22 protein-coding genes are annotated in these 17,255 nt (G+C 37.9%); 16 read left to right on the forward strand and 6 right to left on the reverse strand.

Features of this window, described 5'->3' with window-relative positions; translation table 11 throughout:
• Positions 1 to 35 precede the first annotated feature (35 nt).
• The 4 genes from LEP1GSC185_RS10165 to LEP1GSC185_RS10180 are packed head-to-tail and all read left to right on the forward strand — an operon-like array spanning position 36 to position 4,727.
• Positions 36 to 1,709, forward strand: coding sequence for a hypothetical protein (locus tag LEP1GSC185_RS10165; RefSeq protein ID WP_008591836.1), 1,674 nt, complete (start codon positions 36 to 38; stop codon positions 1,707 to 1,709).
• A 47-nt stretch (positions 1,710 to 1,756) separates the two neighbouring features.
• Positions 1,757 to 2,146 carry a hypothetical protein gene (locus tag LEP1GSC185_RS10170; protein WP_008591847.1) on the forward strand — a complete coding sequence of 130 codons (390 nt, stop codon included), beginning with the start codon at positions 1,757 to 1,759 and terminating at the stop codon, positions 2,144 to 2,146.
• Positions 2,146 to 3,642, forward strand: coding sequence for a hypothetical protein (locus LEP1GSC185_RS10175; protein ID WP_008591838.1), 1,497 nt, complete (start codon positions 2,146 to 2,148; stop codon positions 3,640 to 3,642). Before LEP1GSC185_RS10170 ends, LEP1GSC185_RS10175 begins: the two co-directional genes overlap by 1 nt.
• Complete coding sequence (locus LEP1GSC185_RS10180; RefSeq protein WP_008591842.1) at positions 3,639 to 4,727, forward strand: hypothetical protein; 1,089 nt, start codon at positions 3,639 to 3,641, stop codon at positions 4,725 to 4,727. Before LEP1GSC185_RS10175 ends, LEP1GSC185_RS10180 begins: the two co-directional genes overlap by 4 nt.
• A 6-nt stretch (positions 4,728 to 4,733) precedes the next feature.
• Here the strand turns inward: LEP1GSC185_RS10180 and LEP1GSC185_RS10185 are convergent, their stop codons facing one another.
• The gene (locus LEP1GSC185_RS10185; RefSeq protein ID WP_008591811.1) at positions 4,734 to 6,362 is read right to left on the reverse strand and encodes a phage portal protein; all 1,629 of its coding nucleotides are present in this window, start codon (positions 6,360 to 6,362) and stop codon (positions 4,734 to 4,736) included.
• A gap of 147 nt (positions 6,363 to 6,509) precedes the next feature.
• On the opposite strand from LEP1GSC185_RS10185, the gene LEP1GSC185_RS10190 reads away from it, so the two are divergent.
• From LEP1GSC185_RS10190 to LEP1GSC185_RS10210, 5 genes are read left to right on the forward strand one after another with little or no spacing between them, the layout of a single operon-like run.
• On the forward strand, positions 6,510 to 6,806 hold the full coding sequence (locus tag LEP1GSC185_RS10190; protein WP_008591887.1) for a hypothetical protein: 297 nt from the start codon (positions 6,510 to 6,512) through the stop codon (positions 6,804 to 6,806).
• A complete protein-coding gene (locus LEP1GSC185_RS10195; RefSeq protein ID WP_008591846.1) occupies positions 6,803 to 7,288 on the forward strand; it encodes a hypothetical protein in 486 nt (161 codons plus the stop codon). The genes LEP1GSC185_RS10190 and LEP1GSC185_RS10195 overlap by 4 nt, the downstream gene beginning before the upstream one ends.
• 16 nt (positions 7,289 to 7,304) lie before the next feature.
• Positions 7,305 to 8,246 carry a hypothetical protein gene (locus LEP1GSC185_RS10200; RefSeq protein ID WP_008591854.1) on the forward strand — a complete coding sequence of 314 codons (942 nt, stop codon included), beginning with the start codon at positions 7,305 to 7,307 and terminating at the stop codon, positions 8,244 to 8,246.
• Between the two features lie 44 nt (positions 8,247 to 8,290).
• Positions 8,291 to 8,935, forward strand: coding sequence for a hypothetical protein (locus LEP1GSC185_RS10205; RefSeq protein ID WP_008591853.1), 645 nt, complete (start codon positions 8,291 to 8,293; stop codon positions 8,933 to 8,935).
• A 4-nt stretch (positions 8,936 to 8,939) separates the two neighbouring features.
• Entirely contained in the window at positions 8,940 to 9,278 is a 339-nt protein-coding gene (locus LEP1GSC185_RS10210) for a hypothetical protein (RefSeq protein WP_008591896.1), read from the forward strand.
• A 219-nt stretch (positions 9,279 to 9,497) separates the two neighbouring features.
• Here LEP1GSC185_RS10210 and LEP1GSC185_RS19940 read toward each other — a convergent pair whose 3' ends face one another.
• On the reverse strand, positions 9,498 to 9,641 hold the full coding sequence (locus LEP1GSC185_RS19940) for a hypothetical protein (protein WP_155832440.1): 144 nt from the start codon (positions 9,639 to 9,641) through the stop codon (positions 9,498 to 9,500).
• A 1,164-nt stretch (positions 9,642 to 10,805) separates the two neighbouring features.
• Here LEP1GSC185_RS19940 and LEP1GSC185_RS10225 point away from each other — a divergent pair.
• The 6 genes from LEP1GSC185_RS10225 (at position 10,806) to LEP1GSC185_RS10255 (ending at position 14,531) form a co-directional block, all read left to right on the forward strand.
• A complete protein-coding gene (locus tag LEP1GSC185_RS10225) occupies positions 10,806 to 11,249 on the forward strand; it encodes a hypothetical protein (protein ID WP_008591884.1) in 444 nt (147 codons plus the stop codon).
• Positions 11,250 to 11,301: 52 nt separating this feature from the next.
• Entirely contained in the window at positions 11,302 to 11,562 is a 261-nt protein-coding gene (locus LEP1GSC185_RS10230; RefSeq protein ID WP_008596668.1) for a hypothetical protein, read from the forward strand.
• Between the two features lie 81 nt (positions 11,563 to 11,643).
• Positions 11,644 to 11,961, forward strand: a complete 318-nt coding sequence (locus LEP1GSC185_RS20310; protein WP_008596670.1) for a type II toxin-antitoxin system MqsR family toxin — start codon at positions 11,644 to 11,646, stop codon at positions 11,959 to 11,961.
• A gap of 100 nt (positions 11,962 to 12,061) precedes the next feature.
• Positions 12,062 to 12,496 (forward strand): type II toxin-antitoxin system MqsA family antitoxin, encoded by a 435-nt coding sequence (locus tag LEP1GSC185_RS10240; protein ID WP_008591814.1) that lies wholly within the window; start codon positions 12,062 to 12,064, stop codon positions 12,494 to 12,496.
• Positions 12,497 to 13,676: 1,180 nt separating this feature from the next.
• Entirely contained in the window at positions 13,677 to 14,027 is a 351-nt protein-coding gene (locus LEP1GSC185_RS10250; RefSeq protein ID WP_008591913.1) for a hypothetical protein, read from the forward strand.
• 111 nt (positions 14,028 to 14,138) lie between these two features.
• Positions 14,139 to 14,531, forward strand: a complete 393-nt coding sequence (locus LEP1GSC185_RS10255; RefSeq protein WP_008591892.1) for a hypothetical protein — start codon at positions 14,139 to 14,141, stop codon at positions 14,529 to 14,531.
• A 252-nt stretch (positions 14,532 to 14,783) separates the two neighbouring features.
• On the opposite strand, the gene LEP1GSC185_RS10260 is transcribed toward LEP1GSC185_RS10255, so the two are convergent.
• Positions 14,784 to 14,966 (reverse strand): hypothetical protein, encoded by a 183-nt coding sequence (locus LEP1GSC185_RS10260; protein WP_008591873.1) that lies wholly within the window; start codon positions 14,964 to 14,966, stop codon positions 14,784 to 14,786.
• 168 nt (positions 14,967 to 15,134) lie between these two features.
• Between LEP1GSC185_RS10260 and LEP1GSC185_RS10265 the strand changes: the two genes are divergently transcribed.
• Complete coding sequence (locus LEP1GSC185_RS10265) at positions 15,135 to 15,401, forward strand: hypothetical protein (protein WP_008591862.1); 267 nt, start codon at positions 15,135 to 15,137, stop codon at positions 15,399 to 15,401.
• Between the two features lie 55 nt (positions 15,402 to 15,456).
• On the opposite strand, the gene LEP1GSC185_RS10270 is transcribed toward LEP1GSC185_RS10265, so the two are convergent.
• The 3 genes from LEP1GSC185_RS10270 to LEP1GSC185_RS10285 form a co-directional block, all read right to left on the reverse strand.
• Positions 15,457 to 15,702, reverse strand: a complete 246-nt coding sequence (locus LEP1GSC185_RS10270; RefSeq protein ID WP_008591832.1) for a hypothetical protein — start codon at positions 15,700 to 15,702, stop codon at positions 15,457 to 15,459.
• Between the two features lie 57 nt (positions 15,703 to 15,759).
• The gene (locus tag LEP1GSC185_RS10275; RefSeq protein WP_008591818.1) at positions 15,760 to 16,122 is read right to left on the reverse strand and encodes an LIC_13246 family protein; all 363 of its coding nucleotides are present in this window, start codon (positions 16,120 to 16,122) and stop codon (positions 15,760 to 15,762) included.
• Between the two features lie 319 nt (positions 16,123 to 16,441).
• On the reverse strand, positions 16,442 to 17,089 hold the full coding sequence (locus LEP1GSC185_RS10285) for a DNA cytosine methyltransferase (protein ID WP_232298434.1): 648 nt from the start codon (positions 17,087 to 17,089) through the stop codon (positions 16,442 to 16,444).
• Positions 17,090 to 17,255 lie beyond the last annotated feature (166 nt).

Below are 17,255 nucleotides of genomic sequence, written 5' to 3' on the forward strand. Positions count from 1 at the left end.
AATCCTTCGGAAAATCCAAGATGAGCTAAGAGAATATGAATGAATCGATCGAGATAAAGGCGAAAGTCAAACCTGACCTAAATAATTTCGATAAAGAATTCGATCGAATTTCCAAACGTGGAAAGAAAGGTATCGATGTAAAAATTCGTCCTCCTAAGGAAAAGTCTAAGTCAGCCAAGAAAAAGAAAGAAAATTTAAGTTCGTACTATTCTTCGGGTTCAAGTGCCGGTTCCAATACAATTGCAGTCGGTTCTGATTTAGATGAAACTCAACGCGGTGGTTTTGCAGGGGTCATTGAACGAAAACTTTCCGCATATAAAGAGATCCGAGAGAAATTCAAAAAGAAAGAAAAGAATGAAGATAGCTCGGAATATAAATTCGGAACAGAAAACGGATTAGGTTCTCTAGGAAAATCAGGTCTTTCAAGTGGAAAGATTGATAAAGCAGAAATAAAAATCCAAACTGCTCATTTCGATAAAATTGGATCTGGATTTGGAAACTTTGGCGGTAGATCTGATCCAAACAATCCAGGAAGTCAAGTGGGTGGGGGAGGACAAGGAGATCGATTAAGTACGATCGGTCAAGCCTTACCGTATATAGGTGCTGGCATTGCGATCGCTGGGGGAATCGCAAAGATCGTTTCTGCAGTAGGTGAACAATATACCGCTGCCATGCAAAGCCAAGCCTCAACTTATGGAGCAACTGGAAGATACATTGGCGGGGGTGGAGGTTTATTTGCAAACGCGGAAGTCGCTCAATCGAATTTAGCCCGAGGAAGAATCACCGGCGAAAGTATATATGGAAAAGGAAACCTTGCAGATGAAGAGATAATGCGTTTTTCTGCCTCGCAAGGAAAAAGTCTAAACGAAATCGTTACTCAACTAGAAACGATTCGAAAAGAGAATAAGAATTTAGATATAGGTTATCTTCGAGGTGGAGCTAATGCGACAGGATTTTCTAATTTAAGACAATCCGAATATATTTCTAAACTTGCTCAAATTTCAGAGAATTTAAGGGGACGAGGTTATTCGGGAGAAACAGAAGGATTTACTAGATTTGCCGCTGGTATAACGAGAGAGAGTGGGAGCATGGACCCATCGAGAAGACTTTCCTTAGCGGATGAACTTTCAAATCAAGGAAGACAAGGTGTTTTTGGAGGTGGGATTACCGGTGCTCTAAGTATGGCGGAAGCTATAAAAGCCAATAAGGGAGATTTCTTTGCTGCAATGCGGGAATCCGAAAAAGATCCCGGCAAATATGTTTCATCCGCTTTAAATTCTTTAGATCCACTCACTCGGGGAATATTAGGAAAAATGGAAGGTCGTAGTTTTACGGAATCCGAAAACCTAAAATTTTCTCAGAATAATTTTGGAAGAGACAATAGTCCTATCCAGGCAGGTGAAAATAAAGTTACCTATTTAGACAATTTAAAGAAAGAAGAGTTTGCAGCATACGGGGGAGGGGCTGCCCAAATCGGGTACGATCTAAACAAGGCAATGCTTGATCTATTTAAAGATAATCAAGCTGTGTTCAACAAAGTCGTGGACGGAATTAAAGTTTTAGAAAATATTTCCCTACCTTTAATTGCAGGAACGATTAACGGGTTAAGGGCAACTTTAGAAATGGCCGTCGGAGGTATATCTTCTTTGAAGGATGCAGTAATTCAATCCGCAATGGGAGGAAACACCCTGAAAATTAAATCCAGATAAGATTCCTTTTTCCCCACCGATTATATGTTTTAAAACAAAATGGATGAATGGAATATCATCGCATTCATTTTGATTTACTAACTAGAGATGGAGTCGCCGTTGAAAGACTTCTCGAAAAATTCGAAAAAGAATACGCAGTTCAAGAACCTCAAAGGTTAACTAAGAATATTACGCAAACGGATAACCTAGTAGATATTCCTATTCCATTAGGAATCGAATTTAAGTACGTAATCATACTTGCGACTTACAAAGAAAATGACACTGCCATCGCAGTCAAAGCATCCGACCCCGCTCCTGTTAAAGTACGTTTAAACGGTTCCTCAGACGAAATAGAATTAACGGAAGGATTCTTAGCCTGGACTGGTAGTTTGAATTCCTTACGAGTTTCTACGCAGTACTCCACGAATAAAATTCGCGTGGAAGTTTACCTCGGATAATGGGAAAGGTCTTCGATTTTTCTCTATTTGGAGTCGGCTCCAAAATCCGATTCGGAAGACGAGGAGCACAATTAAAATATAATTCTTCATCTATAGAAGTCAGAAACCCGGATGATTCTGATTTCGCTACCTTGAAAGTTGCGTCACCTTCGGACAATAAAGATGCAGTAAATCTTGAATATTTACGAAGCGAAGTTTTAGCAAATTGGAATGTTCCTGTTCAGAACATTTCCGAACTACAAGCTATACCAGCGAATAACAGAAATGATAAACAAATTCGAGAAGTAGAAGACGAACTCGCGTTTTATCAGTTTGATGCACAATCTCTTTTAGTTGTTCCTGATCCAATAGATTCACTTCGAGTAATTAAACCTAATGATCTTTCTACCCCCTCTCCTGGAAGGTGGATAAAAACCACAGCGAGAGCTCAACAACACTCCATTCTTCTTGGATTAAGTTCCGGAAACGATCATCCACAGTATCAATTGAGATCCGAAAGAAATGTTCCTCTCGGGTATGTTGGCCTTTCTTCCGATCCAGAGAATCCAGGTATTGAAATTATTTCAGTCAACGGAAGTACAATTACTTCGAAGATAAGATCGTTAGCAACTGCAGTAAGGCAATGGTTTTTACCAGATAAGGCAGGTACTTTAGCAACGGACGATCCATTTGTTGGAGCCTCCGAATCTAGTCCAGGAGAGAAAGGACTTGTTCCTACTCCAATTGCGGGAGAACAGGAACATTTTCTTTCGGGTGATGGGACTTGGAGAGAAAACTTCGGCTCTCTAAAAAATACTCAAGTAAAAACTTCCGACTACGCAGCTTCTAAATATGAAAGAGTTCTTGCCGAAGTGACTAATGGTGGGTTTTCGATAACCTTACCTTCCTCTCCAAAAAATAATTCGGTCATTGGAATATTAGATATTGCGAACCTTTCCGAAACAAATCCGATCACTCTATTAAGAAATGGAAATAAAATCCAAGGATTCGAAGAGGATTGGCAACTGGATTTAAACGGTGGATACTGGGAGTTAACTTACTCAGAGTCCCAAGCTTCCTGGTTCTTTTTAGAAACACCAGCTTATAACAACTTAAATTCGGGTACAAGTGTAAGTGATTCCCCTTTGTTTACGGAAATATCGGTTGCTCCTTCTGCTCGATCCGTAAAGCAATATACCGAAACAAAAATCCTGGATCTTCTCCAAACAATATTTCTTTGGGTTGGAATTTCGAATGGAGTAGGACAAGCACCGACGGGAACCATTCCTCAAAAATCTTGGTTCGAAGGCATAACCGATATAACTGGAACTTGCATTCTAAATACTCCTTTAGGATCAAACATCCTTAATATTTCCGCATGGATTGAAGATGGTCTTGGAAATTGGTCTATAGCAAGAAATCAAAGCTTCGATAATTCTGGAACGATTACTATAGGAATCACAGACGATCCTATTTTTCAAGAAAAGTTTATCAGGGTTTTCGTGTGGCATAAATGAAGTCCTATAGAATTGATTTTTTAAAAGAGAATTCAATCCGCGAGTATGTGGATAATCAAATAGAGCAAGAAGCGTCCAATAGAGAAGTTGCCGAATCGAATCTTAATTCAAGAATTCAAATATTAGAAACTGATCTGCCGAACAAAATCAATAACACAGAAAAAGGGATCCCCGGAGGAATCGCAACACTCGATTTAGATGGTTTACTCTTTGAAAGTCAAAGACCGAATGCTTCGACTATAGGAGATCTTGGACTTTTCGTTTACCAACCGGGCGGTGTGGCAAGTGGGAATATATTTACAAGTTTCACAGCCTTATATTCCACCGTTTCTGGATCTTTAAAGAAATTGCCAAAGACAATCTTTTTTGATTCTAGCTTCTTGTCGAATGGAGAAAGGTTTTTAATTCCGGATGGAAACTATGAATTTAATTTAGAAACAATATTTCGATGCGACAAAGGTTCTCTAACTAAAAATAACGGCATAGATTTGAGATCGAACCAGATCCTTTTTACGGAACTTCCTTCTTTCGAAGATTGTATTTTGGATGTAATCGGTCGTACTACACCTTTAATCACAAAAGAAATCGCTTTTATTTTTGCTAGGATAAAAAATTGCCAATTCGTTTGGGACGGATCTACTTCCTGTTCTTTCATTTCTTTTTCCAAGGACCTTTCTGCCCCGATCTCCTTAGCCAGGATTGAAATTTCAAATTTATCTAATACTTATGATTCTGATTTTTCACTTTTAGAAATATTCCCTGGTATTTCCGTTTATATCGATTGTTTGAACGACACTTTAATTCAAGGACAGTTTGCTAAACCGGGAGGTGGTGGAGTAGGGGGATATTTGATTTTTCAACCGGACGCGAGTTCCTTTGTTGAACCGAGCTCAGTGGGATTATATGGCTCGAATGCTGATATATTTAGAAAATCCCTTCGGTCCCCGAATTTTGATACTGGTCTTGATAATAGTGCTACAAGTGGATCTGCAGCAGGACTACCTTCTTTGCCAGCAGGTTATATGAGGATTAAATTTCAGAATTCAGACCTTTTAATACCAGTATATAATATAGATAGTCCATAATAACGTTCAAAAAGTTAAATCATAGTCTGGTTCCATATCGAAATCTTCCTCTTTAGTATTGTAGTTTTCCTCTTCCGAAGGATATTCACCGTTTTCTCCGAACTCTTCTTCTCCAGAGTTTGAATTCATTTCGCTTTGTGCTTTTATTTGTCCAAAATACTGCTGGTATGTTGGATTTAGAATGAGAGCTCCGGACATTTTGTATTGTTCAGGATCGACTCCGTATAAGTCTGCTAAAGTATCCCCGATTAGAGGTAGGTCGTTAGCTCTTCGAATCTCATCGATTAATTTTATATTAGTTACTTCTTCTTTCCAGCGCGCAATTTTGTCTTTTTCATCCTCGGGGTCTTTTCCAGCGAATTCAGGTACGATTCCTGGAAAAACATCGTTTCTAAATTCTTTTATATTTCCAAGGGTGTGTTCGAAAGAAGTTAATAGTGCTTTTTCTGATCTAGAAATTGACATTTTGATTTTGTCTTTTGGATTGGCTTCCGAAATACCTGGAGAATTGATTAAATGCAAACCTACTTCTGCAGCATCCATTCCGTGACCCATAAGTACAAACGAAACTAGCCACTGAATAAAATCTTTAAAGACCATATCATTAGGAAGATTTAATGGTGTCCAAGATACTTCTCCAGCCGAAGTTCCAAGAATCGGAATTTTATGGGAGTCATCCATTCCTGATATCATTTCTTGCCACTGAAGTTCTAACGATTCAATTGTTTCCGGAGATAGATCCCCGAGAACCGAAAGAAACCCAGCAGGTGGTTGTCTTGTGAATCTATCTCTATTAAATTTTAAAGTATTAATAACTCCTGTAAGATCAAGCATACAGGCTTCGAGAGGTGAGAACCCGAAACCCCGCATCTGAACATCCGAGATATGATTTTTATGATTCCATAATAGATCCGAAGAAGTGAAAGTTTCGACTACGGTGTTTTCGATCATTTGAACGAAAGCCACCGATTTATCTCCCCTGTATCCTAATTTGGGATCCACAGGGTAAATCGTCGCGGGATCTAAGTAGCGGATTTCAACAAGTTTACCTAATGCGTTTCGAATTAACCAAAATGCGGTTGAGTCAAGGGTGAGAGTATCCCTTATCATCATTTCGAAAACTGGGAAAAAATGATCTCGGTTATTCCACCCATCAACCAAGTCGCCCATTCGTTCGAACCATTTGCCACAGGCTTTCATTCGCTCTAAAACTTCGTCTGTGACCTCTTCGTCCTCATCTTCCATGCGAAACCAGAGACCTTCTTTCTTTGAGATTCGAGCGAATCTAGAAAGCCCATCTACTCGAACAGTATGGATCGCAGATATGATCGAAGTTCCGTAAGAAGCGTTACGCAAAATTTCGTAGGGAATTCTCCAGATAGGTCGGAGTAATACTCCTTCTTGAATATTTTGGTACTGTTGGTAAGTGTACGTGGGATTTTTTGAAAGTCTACCTGCGACTGATTCGGTATTTACCGAATTAAAAAAGGATTTTGCTAGATGAAGTAACCTTTCGTTGATTATACTTGGTTGAATATTGTTTGCAGAAGAAGTTTGTTTAGGGTTTGAGAGCCTAAGTCGTTTTTCTAAATTCTTTTGATAATCTTTTCCACGTGGCCGTCCTGGATTTCCCATCCCGACATTCTTTCAAAGATCTAGTATATCTGAGGTTTTTTCCGGATTTTTCCGCAGGGAAAAACCAATTTGAATAAAGGAGAATATCGGAGAAAGGTAAAGTTACCTTTTCTTCCGATATTCCATTGCTTTGTAGACTTCTTTTAAATGAAGTCACTTACGTTTCAGGATCTAGCCCGTCTTCAACTTCAAAATCAATTTAATATTTTAGGAACAGAAGAATTAAAAGATCCGAAAAAACTATATTTTATTACTGCAATTCACGCAAGCGGCCCTTGGACAATTCAGGGGAAGACTTTAAATCAAGATCCAAAGTTCCGTCCGTTTGTGAAAAATGGAAGCGGGCCTATCCAATTTCTTTTTCCGTTATGCTTGGAAGAAGCGACATTTTCAGGGGCTATTGAGGTAACTGGATTCTTCATTCCCTCAACTCCGATGACATGAACGCAAATCCTCAAAAAGGTTCCGCGTCTCATAGTGGATTAATCGCAAAGAAAATTCCGGATTCTTTGGGAAGAAATATTACACATTGGGTTAAACCGGGACAAGATATTCATACACCTAGAGAAAGAAAGATCCAGCAAGCAAAGCAGGATCGGAATAGAATTCAGCATAATGTAAAGAAAGATCCGAAAGTAGAAGCTCAAATAAAGGAAATGACTGAACGCCACCTTCAATTCGAAAAAGAAGCTAAAGAACAAAGAAAATCCTATGGCTCAGGTCCGAAAATTCCAAAGCCTGGAATGATTATGAGAGTATATGCAAAAGGAAAAGTGAATGTAGGAGGAATGCTTGCAAAAGTAAAAGAAATTGCATCCGACGGGAAAACGATAGTTTGTGAGTTTACTTCTGGAAAATCTTATTCACTGCCTTTAGAACATTTAGAATTCGCTAAATCCCAAATTGCCCTTCCGATTATTCAATAAATCTTAAATTCTTTGGATGGCATTTGGCTTTTCCGGTGATTTAAACAACCAATCCGAAGACTATAATTACCATGACTTAGGGCTTCGTGTTTATCCGGAAAGAGCCTTATATCCAAATTCACCACCTCCGGAGTGGGGTTGTTTAATCCATCCGGATGAATTCCGGCGTATCATGTTCTTTGGGAATGAGCCCCTTATTTCGACAAGGGGATCCCAAATTGAAGATTTTCAACTCAAGAACTGGATCGATTTAACCGTTCGAGCATTTTCGCAAGAAATAGAATGGGATATTTATCCTAGGCTTTGGCGACACAGACCTCTCCCTAATGAAAGGGGTAGATATGATCTTTCTTCTAACGGAGAAATCGAATCCTATGCAGAATGGGAAGATTTATACGATTACGATTCTACCAAGGCAAATTACTTCCAAGTAAAACTTAGAAGAAAGCCCCTTTGTCGTCTTCATAAATGGGATCTTACATTTCCTTGGACTGGTTCAACTTTAATCGATCTCAAAGATCGAGCGGTTCCAAATTATAAGACTGGGATTTTGCGCGCAGTTTTTACACGGGTCCCTTGGTCGAATTTAGCTCCGCCAATTACTGGAATCCAAGCTTGGAGAGGAATTCAACAAGGAACAAATTCCACACCAGGTGCTTACAGAATCGATTATACAACTGGATACGATCACGCATCCCGTGTTCCAGCAGAATTAAAAGAACAAATTCTTAAACTCTTTTGTATAAGCGTAATGTCAAGCTTCGGGGAAGGAGTCATTGGAGGAGTAGCGAACTATTCTATTTCAGTTGGAGTTATTTCTGAAAGTCTTGGAACATCGATGAGTGCAACATCTTCTCTGTTTGGCGCAAGAATTATGCAGATGACAAACGAACTAAAGGAATGGTGGAAAAGGAGTAAACATCGCTATTCTCAAATTCACTTAGGAGCTCTCGGGTAAGAGTCTCACCGATATTCTAAAGTCCATGCAAATATTTAAAAAGCATGGAAGACAAAGTTTTTCTAAAGGCTTTGAAAAAAGTAAGCACAGAACTCTACGGAGTTAGCTTCGATAAAGAAGCGGTTTTAATCGGGCAGCGTGGTATTTCAATTAAAGACGGAATTGTATCTCTAAACGATGATAAGTTCGATCAATTTAACGACATTCTATTTAACATCGATAAGGGCGGAGACTCCTTCGATTGCCGAGTTGTGACTATGGACCCCGGTAGGGTATCCAAATCAGTACTGCAATCGTATGGTATTACCAAAGGAGAAGCAAGGGTAGAACCCGGAATCTACAGAGTTAAAATTGGCACTCACCGGGGTCACATAGCTTTTAACCAAGATTCGGATATAATTGTTCGTAGAGATGCTAACGGAGATTACATTTGGGACGAAAAAGATCCAGTAGAGAAAGGAAGGTTTGCGATCAATATCCATGCCCAAGGAGTGGGAAAAGATTTTGTAAGTCAGTCTTCTTTAGGATGCACAGTAACTAAAGCCACTTGGACCGAACCTGGGTGGTTAGATTTTATTTCTCACATGCAATTTTGTGAGAAGATGGCTCGTAAAGAGAATCCTTTGTTCTCTGGATTTATCTATATAGTTCTCAACCAAGATATTGCGAAGAACATTTTAGGAGTATAACAAAGTGAATACTCCTATAAAAGCAGTAGAACTTTTAGAAATAAATCCCGAGTCAGAGAAAGCCCAAGAATTAAGATCCTCGCTTCAAAACTCTATCGTTGTAACAAAAAACCCTTGGAGGCATTCGAATAAAACCTTCTTTCTCGGTCTTGCATTCACTATGTACGGTTTCTATCTACTCCGCACGTTCCCAGACGTTTCTGTTTCTGAAGGTTTTGGAGAAATCAAGTTACACGCTATCCTAACCATTTTCGGCCTCACCTTAATGTCCTGGTTTAAGCTATCTGAGATCATAAAGGTACTTGGGGATTTTATTTCAAAGCTTAGAGGGGTAGGGCAATAAGTCCTTTCTCAAAAATTAGAAATTATAAGGAGTAAATATGGATATTAAATCGTTTTCACAGAAAGTTTTAACTTGGATTCAAGGAAATTGGAAAGTTCTTTTAATCTTCCTCGTAGTTGCACTTAGTTACCTAAGCGGTTGCATAAATGCAGCCCTTTTACAGTCCCAGGAATGCAAATCCTCCGGGATTATTCAAGATCCAATTCATTTTTCTAGAGACTAGAAAAATGCGAATATTTCTAATTCTACTTTTGCTCTCTCTGCATTATAGCTGTGCCTCAGCCAGTGCATCTCTAATGCCTTACGAACCATCAAAACACTGTAAAGGACCGCTCTACCTTCCAAAGGATATTCCCAACGCAAAAGCAGTTTCGGTGAAGGGTGTTCGAATTATCGAATCAAATAATAGGGACTGCTTGGATTATATCCAAAGGGTTGCAATTAATAACACGGAATATGCAATTAAAAACAAACCGAATAGCTTTATGGAAGACTTTACTATCTTTTCCTATGGCATTTTATTTTCCCTTTGTTTAGCAATTTTCCTATTCGTTTAGATTTGTTTTTATTTCTTTCGTAAGTTATTTTTCTTTTTGATTATGCGACCTTTAATGTATTGTGATATTCGCACCGAATCACACCGGCGACATCGAATTCCAATGTATCTCGCTTTAAAATTGGCCGGAAATTTATATAGAGTCTTGTAATTGTAGCAATCTTTGCACTTCTTTTCATCCTTTAATACTTTTCGTCCAAAGACTTTAACCATTTTTTGTATAGCTTGCTTAAATCTCGGATGGTATCGGTTTGCGGAATCCTTATATTTCGCTTTCTCCATTAAATATCTTCTATACGAAATATTCTTAGAATTCTTTATAAGTTTCTTTTTCCTTCTTCGTTTAACATGGTAGAAAGTTGAATATTGTGCCGGGTTGCAAGATTTACAAGTATCAAAAAACCCCTCTTTCTCGTTTAAATATCGAAATTGTCTAAAGGATTTTCTTTGATTGCAGACTCTACATTTGATTTTCTTTTTGAATAGTTGTATTCCGAACATAGAATACGCCTGTGTATAAGCGCGAAAGGAAGATCCAGAGAACTTTCCATTTTTATTAGTAAAGGTTTTTAATATATATTTAAAGTCATACGAACTGATTCGCGGATCTCCTTTGCGTATTCGTCTCTTATTAATTGATTCTAGTTTTTTCCTCTCTGCATCGCTTAAATTATTTCTATTTTGCCTCATCGGCAACCCTCCTTTAATAATTGCGCCTAATCTGTGTTAGTCGCCATATTCGACGGAATATAGTTTTTGTCCAGAGGGAAAAGGAAAAAGGCATTTTTGACAAAGAGCAACGTATTACATTCATAATATAGTTTAGTATACTTGGGAACACATAACATTACTATTATCTGATAAACTAACGTGTTATACCGTTCCTTTTATTTTTGAATATGTGCGCTTAACTTGCATTTTTTTAATTACTTGGAACCTGCACATATTGAAAATTGGATAAAGGAGCAAGAATGCAGTCTAGCGTAACTTCGAATCCTAATCTAAAAGAATTTGTTCCAAACTGGAAACTCCCGTGGCAGAAATTTTATGCCGGGAATATCCCAAGGAAAGGGAAGCCTATATTATTTCGTGAAATATCGAATTCTTATTTTATAGGACAAATCGATTCCGAAGGACTCATTAACGTCTCAGAATCAGGGTATGTGTATTCTAAAACGGATGGTAAAATTATAAATTTTGTATATTTAGATACACTAAACGACGGAATTTTCCGTTTTCCAAACCTTCCGGAAATTGGTCGTGAATTGGCTGTAAAAGACACTTACGGAAATTATTTTATTGGCAAATTGAGTGAAGAGGGGTTAATAGAGCGCTCTGGTACAGGTTACCGGTATTCGATTCGAGACGGATTTATAGATACCTGGCTTTACATTACATGTCCTTTGCCACAGTAATTTAATTCTAAATGGGATCCCACTTTCTTTTGTTTAGGATATGAATTCAGATATGGATAGTAAAGAAATTCAGCCTTTATTTTTTATTCGCTACGATACTATTTTCGAAGATTCTGAAAAACCGGACGAGAGTGAGCTCTTAACTATGGCTGAGGTTGTTGATAGGATTCGGGAACTATCAAAGGAACAAGTAGATACTAGCCGAATTGTTATAATAGACAGCGGAAACGAAATATCTCCTGGCGAAGATCCCATACGAGAAAAACGGTTATTTTCTTTAGATTTCTCTCGGTTAGGAATCAACCCAAAGTAAGGTTTTACTTATAAAATTTTATAAAAAACCTCCTTTTAAACTGTTGACACTGTCAATATAATAAGTCTAAATTTAATAAATATGAAAAGTCGGAAACCTAGGTTTTCGCTCGAACAGATAAAGGATCTAATTCGAAGCGGAAAAGCGGTTGTGACTTCTCAGGCTCAAAAGGACGCTCTAGAAGAATTCGGTCTAAGCGAAGACGAAGTTTTAGCGGAGGTTTTAAAATTGTCTTCGGCAAATTTCGTGGAGTCAAATCCATCGAAAAATTTCCCGGACGAATTTTTGGACGTTTATAAGCAGATTATAGTAGAAAGCAAGGAGGAAGCGTACATTAAACTTCAGATTCGAGAGAATTTTGGAGTTATAGTTTCATTTCATCTATTTGGTAGAAAGTAGTTTAGCATTTGATTAGATTGAGAATCTGTTTTTCTAGCTGGAGAAGTTAGAGAAAGTCATTTTAGAATATAGATATTAGGGTTATTAAGAGAGCGGTAAGATGAAAGAGAAGGTATGGAAAGACTGTCCTTCTTGCGGGGCTTTGGATTCAATGCAGTATAGGAAGAATCTTAAATTTGCTGCAAAAGTCCATAAATCCGGTGAAACAGTGTATGTGAAGGATCTTGACGGTTATTTTTGTTCGGCCTGCAGTGATGTAATTTATACACGGCAATCCCAGGCAAAAATAAACGAAGAGGTCGCTCGAGTAAAAGCTATAATTGCTTCCAGAGAAGTCACAGTCTCAGAAGTGATCAGAGTAGAGGACCTCACGGGTTTATTAAAGACTTCGAGGCAGAATATCCATTTACTAATGAAAACAGGGAAATTACCGTATGTTCTCGTCAGTGGTGAAATGAAGCCTTATAATGCAACTTTGATGAAAGCTCGTGAGTTGGCAAAGAAAAGTAAATCCAGAGCCTTAGTAACAAAATAAGGCTCTGAACGATCTATTATTGGTTAACTTTAGTGCCCAATAGTAAAAATAGGTTTAGTTATGCGAAATAACTGGTCCTACCACCAATTACAAGAGCATGTGTAACCGTTCCTTTCCAATTCCGACTTTGCGTATTGACAGGCGACCCAGGAATCCGTACATCCATCGTATGTGTTCAATCCTTTTAAACACACCAAGTGATATTGACAACTCATCGCACTGGCCCGTGCCAGGGACATTTCATTTCCTTTGAGAGAAGGTTTCAGTGATGACGCTTCGAATTTTTTTATTTGGATTGGCTTGCCTGTACACTGTATCCCACAACACCTAGTATTATTTCCTTGTGGATCCTTGCAGTCCCAGCATGTAAAACCGCATCCCAATGGTTGAAGCATTTCTTGAAGGTCTTTCTGCAAAACAGTCTCTTCGTTTTTGCTCATTTTAAATGATACTTCTTTGTCATCTTTGTTTCTATTGCACTCGAGTATGCAACCAAGGATTAACAGCACATACATCAATTTTTTCATGATGCCAATTTAAATTGAATTTTTTGGCCTCAGTCAATTACAAAATTAACGGACGCTCTGTATTTGGCTAAATTTTTAGCGATATCTTATTCGTTTCGATACACACACGTTGTTATTTCGCATAACTTATGCTATTAAGAATTATTCCAGTGCTCAAATATAATGTCTTTAGAATTGATAAAGTGTTTTTTCGAGCAAAAAAGATCTATGGATAAAGTAGCAATTGATAAACTCTTCAGAAACAGCAGTTTCAATTTAAATTAAACCGTTAAATTCAATTGCAGAGAAAATAGAGTTTCTAAATAAATATTAGCAAAAAACATAATTGTGTTTAATGAATTAAAAGATTTGTTTTAGTAAATTCAGCAAATGGTGACGGCGAAACCTAGATAGAGAATTCTTAGTTTCCTCAAGAAATACCATTCACTTCCGATAATCGCTATTATGTCTCATTCAGTAAATATTATGTCTCGTATAGCTTGAAAACGTAATATAAACAAAAATAACGATCCGCGAAATTTGTTAAATGTGTCACTGAAGTAACAGATCCATTCTATTCTTTGTAGCAATCATACGCTTACTACTCCTACCCCGCGTTACCCACAATCCCCGAATTTCCTATACAGAATCCACTGCCTTAGCAACCTGGAACAGTGCAAGGCCACGCAATCACTCCTGTTCAATTGGAAATTCTCGCCGGAATCGATTATTCCTTTCAGCAACGTTGTATCAAAAAGCTAAAATACACCGAAGAACTCCCAAACTTCCTCGAAATCATTTTCCTAGAAAATTCCACTAATATTTACTCTGCATATATTGAATTCAGCTACGCCCACCAAGAATACTTAATCCGAATTACAAGAGAAGAACGGAACGAGAAATCAGAGAAATGGTATTCTACAAAATTGGTTGAAGAAGTCCCACTAGACGGAATAAACGAGACCCTTTTCAAAATTACTAATTACGATCCCACACAAAATATCCCTTCTCCGGAAGTTACCTAGGTTTGAATTACAAGTCCGTGGCTTTTCGGGCCGATCCATTCATTAAATACAGTGTACTTGACTTCAAAGAAGTATTTTCGATAATTTGAGTCGAATTTCTTGCCCAAAGATATGATTAATTTAGTAGAAAATTATTTCAAAGCAAAACAAGCAATCTATGACCATGTAGGATTTGAAGAAGATTGGGTTTCATGTCCACTAAGTGACCAAACAGATTTTTATTGGAATGTGGATTTGGATCGAGAAGAAGATCAAATCATTTTCTCTCTAAGCGATATCACAATTCGTAAGTACATTGCAGGAATAAATGTCTTAGAGTATGAAGAGGAAGAGCTTGTTTACTATGCCTGTTATTTATTTAAGCAACACTTTTATGATAAATGGATTTACCGCGGTGAAAAATTTACTTTAATCTTTATGGACCCTCGCACAGATGGAATGTTCTACTATGGACTGTTCGATAATTCTAAGGAGATTCGAACAAAAGAATATTTGCTAGATTAATTGTCCAGTTCTGATATTTCTCCACCTATAGCCCTTTATCATACTCCTCATAGTTAATAAGAACAACTTAATATAGCACGGTACTTGTAACCCCTCTTTATTAGGTCTTTTGTGAAAGCCTATTTCCTCTTTGGAACCCTTTGCCAATTAGGTGTTTAATGGGGAAAATTTCTGGACCTGTTGAGAAAGTGTTTGGTTCGGATGAATTAGCGTAGGGGAATTGGACTAACTCTGGTCAATTAATTGAAGCTTTTAATTTTCTCCGGCCAACCACTTACGCTGGTTTTCTTCTTCAGCCATAATTGTCTTAGCTTTCCCCATATAAGAAATAGCTGTAATAATCTCTCTTTTCGGATTCATAGAAATAGACTCGGATAGAGTCATTAACTCCATTTCTATGCTCTGGATTTTTAATAGAATTTCTTTTTGATCCATTTTAACTCAATATAGGACAATCTCATTAATTGTCAATTTACGAATCAACTCACATCGACGGTGAAAAGTTTTTATTTTAGGTATAGGATTTTGATTCAAACCGAATTTTCTTGATCTCCTACCTGCTAATTAATATTTATTCACAATGCAATATAAGGAATATTATTTGTGAAAGACCGTATATATTTTGAAACGATAAAGTCCCTTAAAACGGAATTGGAAGACCTTTCACTTGCATATATAGATCAAGCAATTAAAGATTTTGGAACCGAAGAGAACCTATCGCTTCATATTACCGACTCACGCGAACTTGAATTAGAAAGGAAAACTTATTTGTCTAGAAATCTTCATAGATTTTACGCTGCAAAGGAATTGGAAAGGTCAAAAGTAGATTTACTATTGGAAATTTGCCGTAGAATAAGTAAAATATATTAAGTGAAAACAGATTTATCTGCGTTACTTTCACTTTTTAAAATCGCACCGGGGATTTTTACCCTAAAACTTTTTTTATTTTGTTTGATAATTCCATAATCGTTTCTCGTAAGTCTTTCGCAATAGCATGTGCCATTGTAGAATAATTAATTTTATCGTCATTGTTCTTAGCTTTAATATTAACTTCTCTCGCAAGGCCACGAACACCAAATATTTCAATCTGTTTTAAAATATATTTTTTGTGAAATTCATATCCTCTATCTATCGCTTCATTAGCTTCGAGATGATTTTTAATTTCTTTCATTTCATTCTACTTTTTATAGAATCGCCCTTCCAATGAATGAAAGGGCGATTATAATTTTTAAATTCTATCAAAAATGTCCGTTAAGCAGACAATTTTGAAACACTCGTGATTTAGATCACCTTTTTCCCTGCACATTGCCCGTTCGGCTGCAATGCCATCGACGTGAATCCAACTATCTGTGCCTGAAAACACTTTGGCCTCTACGACGTATTCAAAATCTCCAAATTTTTTTAATTTTACATTTAAGTCTTCCGGGTTTGCAAGGACAACTATCTTGCGGAATTCGATCGTTTTAGGCTCTAAGTATATACCTATTCTTTCTCTAAATTGATTAATTGTATGAACAATTAACTGAAAAGCGATCTTGTCCACATCCGATTTAATGATTTTTACCTCTTTCCCAAGGTCGTCATTTACCATAATTTTTCTCCGGCGGTTTAGGGTGCCACCCTTTTGGTGGTGTCATTATTAATCATTGTTGGTAATTTGCCAACACTTAAAAATAAAAAATATCTCCACTTTTAAAAATCGAAAACGGCTCTAAGATTTTTGAGCGAGCTATTAAATCTCACAACATTGAATTTATCTTAGAATGATTTTGTTCGCTTTCTAATTATTCAAATTCCCATTCAAAATAAACCATGCGAGTTGAACCACGCGTGGTACTTGGCCGTTTCCAAGGGCTTTAATCCGGTCCAACCGACGGGCCACCCCATGAGCCATTCGACCCAATCTGGGTTCAGTGGGCCATTTTCGATTTCGTAAGAGGTTGAGAACTTTGGAAAAGAAGTCTCTCTCCTTCCCACTCCTTTAGATAGTTCGGCGAAAATCTGTTTTTCGGCCATAGACGCGGATCCCTGACTTGGTCTTGTAGACTCACTTGAATATTGTGTCCGTTCTTTCTCCGCTTTTTCTCAGAAACTTTTCTATATCCCCTTTCGATGCCAATCCTCTCATCATTTTTGTAGGAGTAGCCCAATATCCAGATTCTTTTTCGGATATGGTGAGCACCGGTGTCGTTCGCTCCGAGCACTCCCCATTCCGCATTGAACCCCACGGAGGCCAAGTCCCCGAGAACGACTTCCATTCCTCGCCTAGTAAGCATTGGGGAATTTTCCAGGAGAACGTATTTAGGTCGTACTTCGCAAATGACTCTAAACATTTCCTTCCACAATCCAGATCGTTTTCCGGATATACCGGCTCCTTTTCCGGAAACAGAAATGCCTTCGCAAGGAAAACCTCCCGAAACCAAGTCAATAATGCCCCGCCAAGGTCTTCCGTCGAAGGTTCGAATATCATCCCAAATTGGAAAAGGCGGGAGAATGCGATCATTCTGCCTTTGGATAAGGACTCCGATACAATAAGGTTCGATTTCGACTGCACACACTGTTCGAATCCCGAGGAGCTTACTTCCGAGAATTCCGCCACCAGCACCGCTGAATAATGCCAGCTCATTCAGAGGATTATCCTTTCAATAATTCTATTCCTGTGTACTGTATTGAAAATATTCCGGCGTTTCAGCATTATCCGGGATCATCGTAAATTGAAAAAGA

It is taken from the genome of Leptospira licerasiae serovar Varillal str. VAR 010, assembly GCF_000244755.1.
GTDB classification, from domain to species: domain Bacteria; phylum Spirochaetota; class Leptospiria; order Leptospirales; family Leptospiraceae; genus Leptospira_B; species Leptospira_B licerasiae.

Excerpts from the sequence above, each read along its gene's own strand:
- LEP1GSC185_RS10165 (WP_008591836.1), top strand. The coding sequence starts at position 36 with ATGAATGAATCGATCGAGATAAAGGCGAAAGTCAAACCTGACCTAAAT.
- LEP1GSC185_RS10170 (WP_008591847.1), top strand. The coding sequence starts at position 1,757 with ATGGAATATCATCGCATTCATTTTGATTTACTAACTAGAGATGGAGTC.
- LEP1GSC185_RS10175 (WP_008591838.1), top strand. The coding sequence starts at position 2,146 with ATGGGAAAGGTCTTCGATTTTTCTCTATTTGGAGTCGGCTCCAAAATC.
- LEP1GSC185_RS10180 (WP_008591842.1), top strand. The coding sequence starts at position 3,639 with ATGAAGTCCTATAGAATTGATTTTTTAAAAGAGAATTCAATCCGCGAG.
- LEP1GSC185_RS10185 (WP_008591811.1), bottom strand. The coding sequence starts at position 6,362 with ATGGGAAATCCAGGACGGCCACGTGGAAAAGATTATCAAAAGAATTTA.
- LEP1GSC185_RS10190 (WP_008591887.1), top strand. The coding sequence starts at position 6,510 with ATGAAGTCACTTACGTTTCAGGATCTAGCCCGTCTTCAACTTCAAAAT.
- LEP1GSC185_RS10195 (WP_008591846.1), top strand. The coding sequence starts at position 6,803 with ATGAACGCAAATCCTCAAAAAGGTTCCGCGTCTCATAGTGGATTAATC.
- LEP1GSC185_RS10200 (WP_008591854.1), top strand. The coding sequence starts at position 7,305 with ATGGCATTTGGCTTTTCCGGTGATTTAAACAACCAATCCGAAGACTAT.
- LEP1GSC185_RS10205 (WP_008591853.1), top strand. The coding sequence starts at position 8,291 with ATGGAAGACAAAGTTTTTCTAAAGGCTTTGAAAAAAGTAAGCACAGAA.
- LEP1GSC185_RS10225 (WP_008591884.1), top strand. The coding sequence starts at position 10,806 with ATGCAGTCTAGCGTAACTTCGAATCCTAATCTAAAAGAATTTGTTCCA.
- LEP1GSC185_RS10230 (WP_008596668.1), top strand. The coding sequence starts at position 11,302 with ATGGATAGTAAAGAAATTCAGCCTTTATTTTTTATTCGCTACGATACT.
- LEP1GSC185_RS20310 (WP_008596670.1), top strand. The coding sequence starts at position 11,644 with ATGAAAAGTCGGAAACCTAGGTTTTCGCTCGAACAGATAAAGGATCTA.
- LEP1GSC185_RS10240 (WP_008591814.1), top strand. The coding sequence starts at position 12,062 with ATGAAAGAGAAGGTATGGAAAGACTGTCCTTCTTGCGGGGCTTTGGAT.
- LEP1GSC185_RS10255 (WP_008591892.1), top strand. The coding sequence starts at position 14,139 with ATGATTAATTTAGTAGAAAATTATTTCAAAGCAAAACAAGCAATCTAT.
- LEP1GSC185_RS10260 (WP_008591873.1), bottom strand. The coding sequence starts at position 14,966 with ATGGATCAAAAAGAAATTCTATTAAAAATCCAGAGCATAGAAATGGAG.
- LEP1GSC185_RS10270 (WP_008591832.1), bottom strand. The coding sequence starts at position 15,702 with ATGAAAGAAATTAAAAATCATCTCGAAGCTAATGAAGCGATAGATAGA.
- LEP1GSC185_RS10275 (WP_008591818.1), bottom strand. The coding sequence starts at position 16,122 with ATGGTAAATGACGACCTTGGGAAAGAGGTAAAAATCATTAAATCGGAT.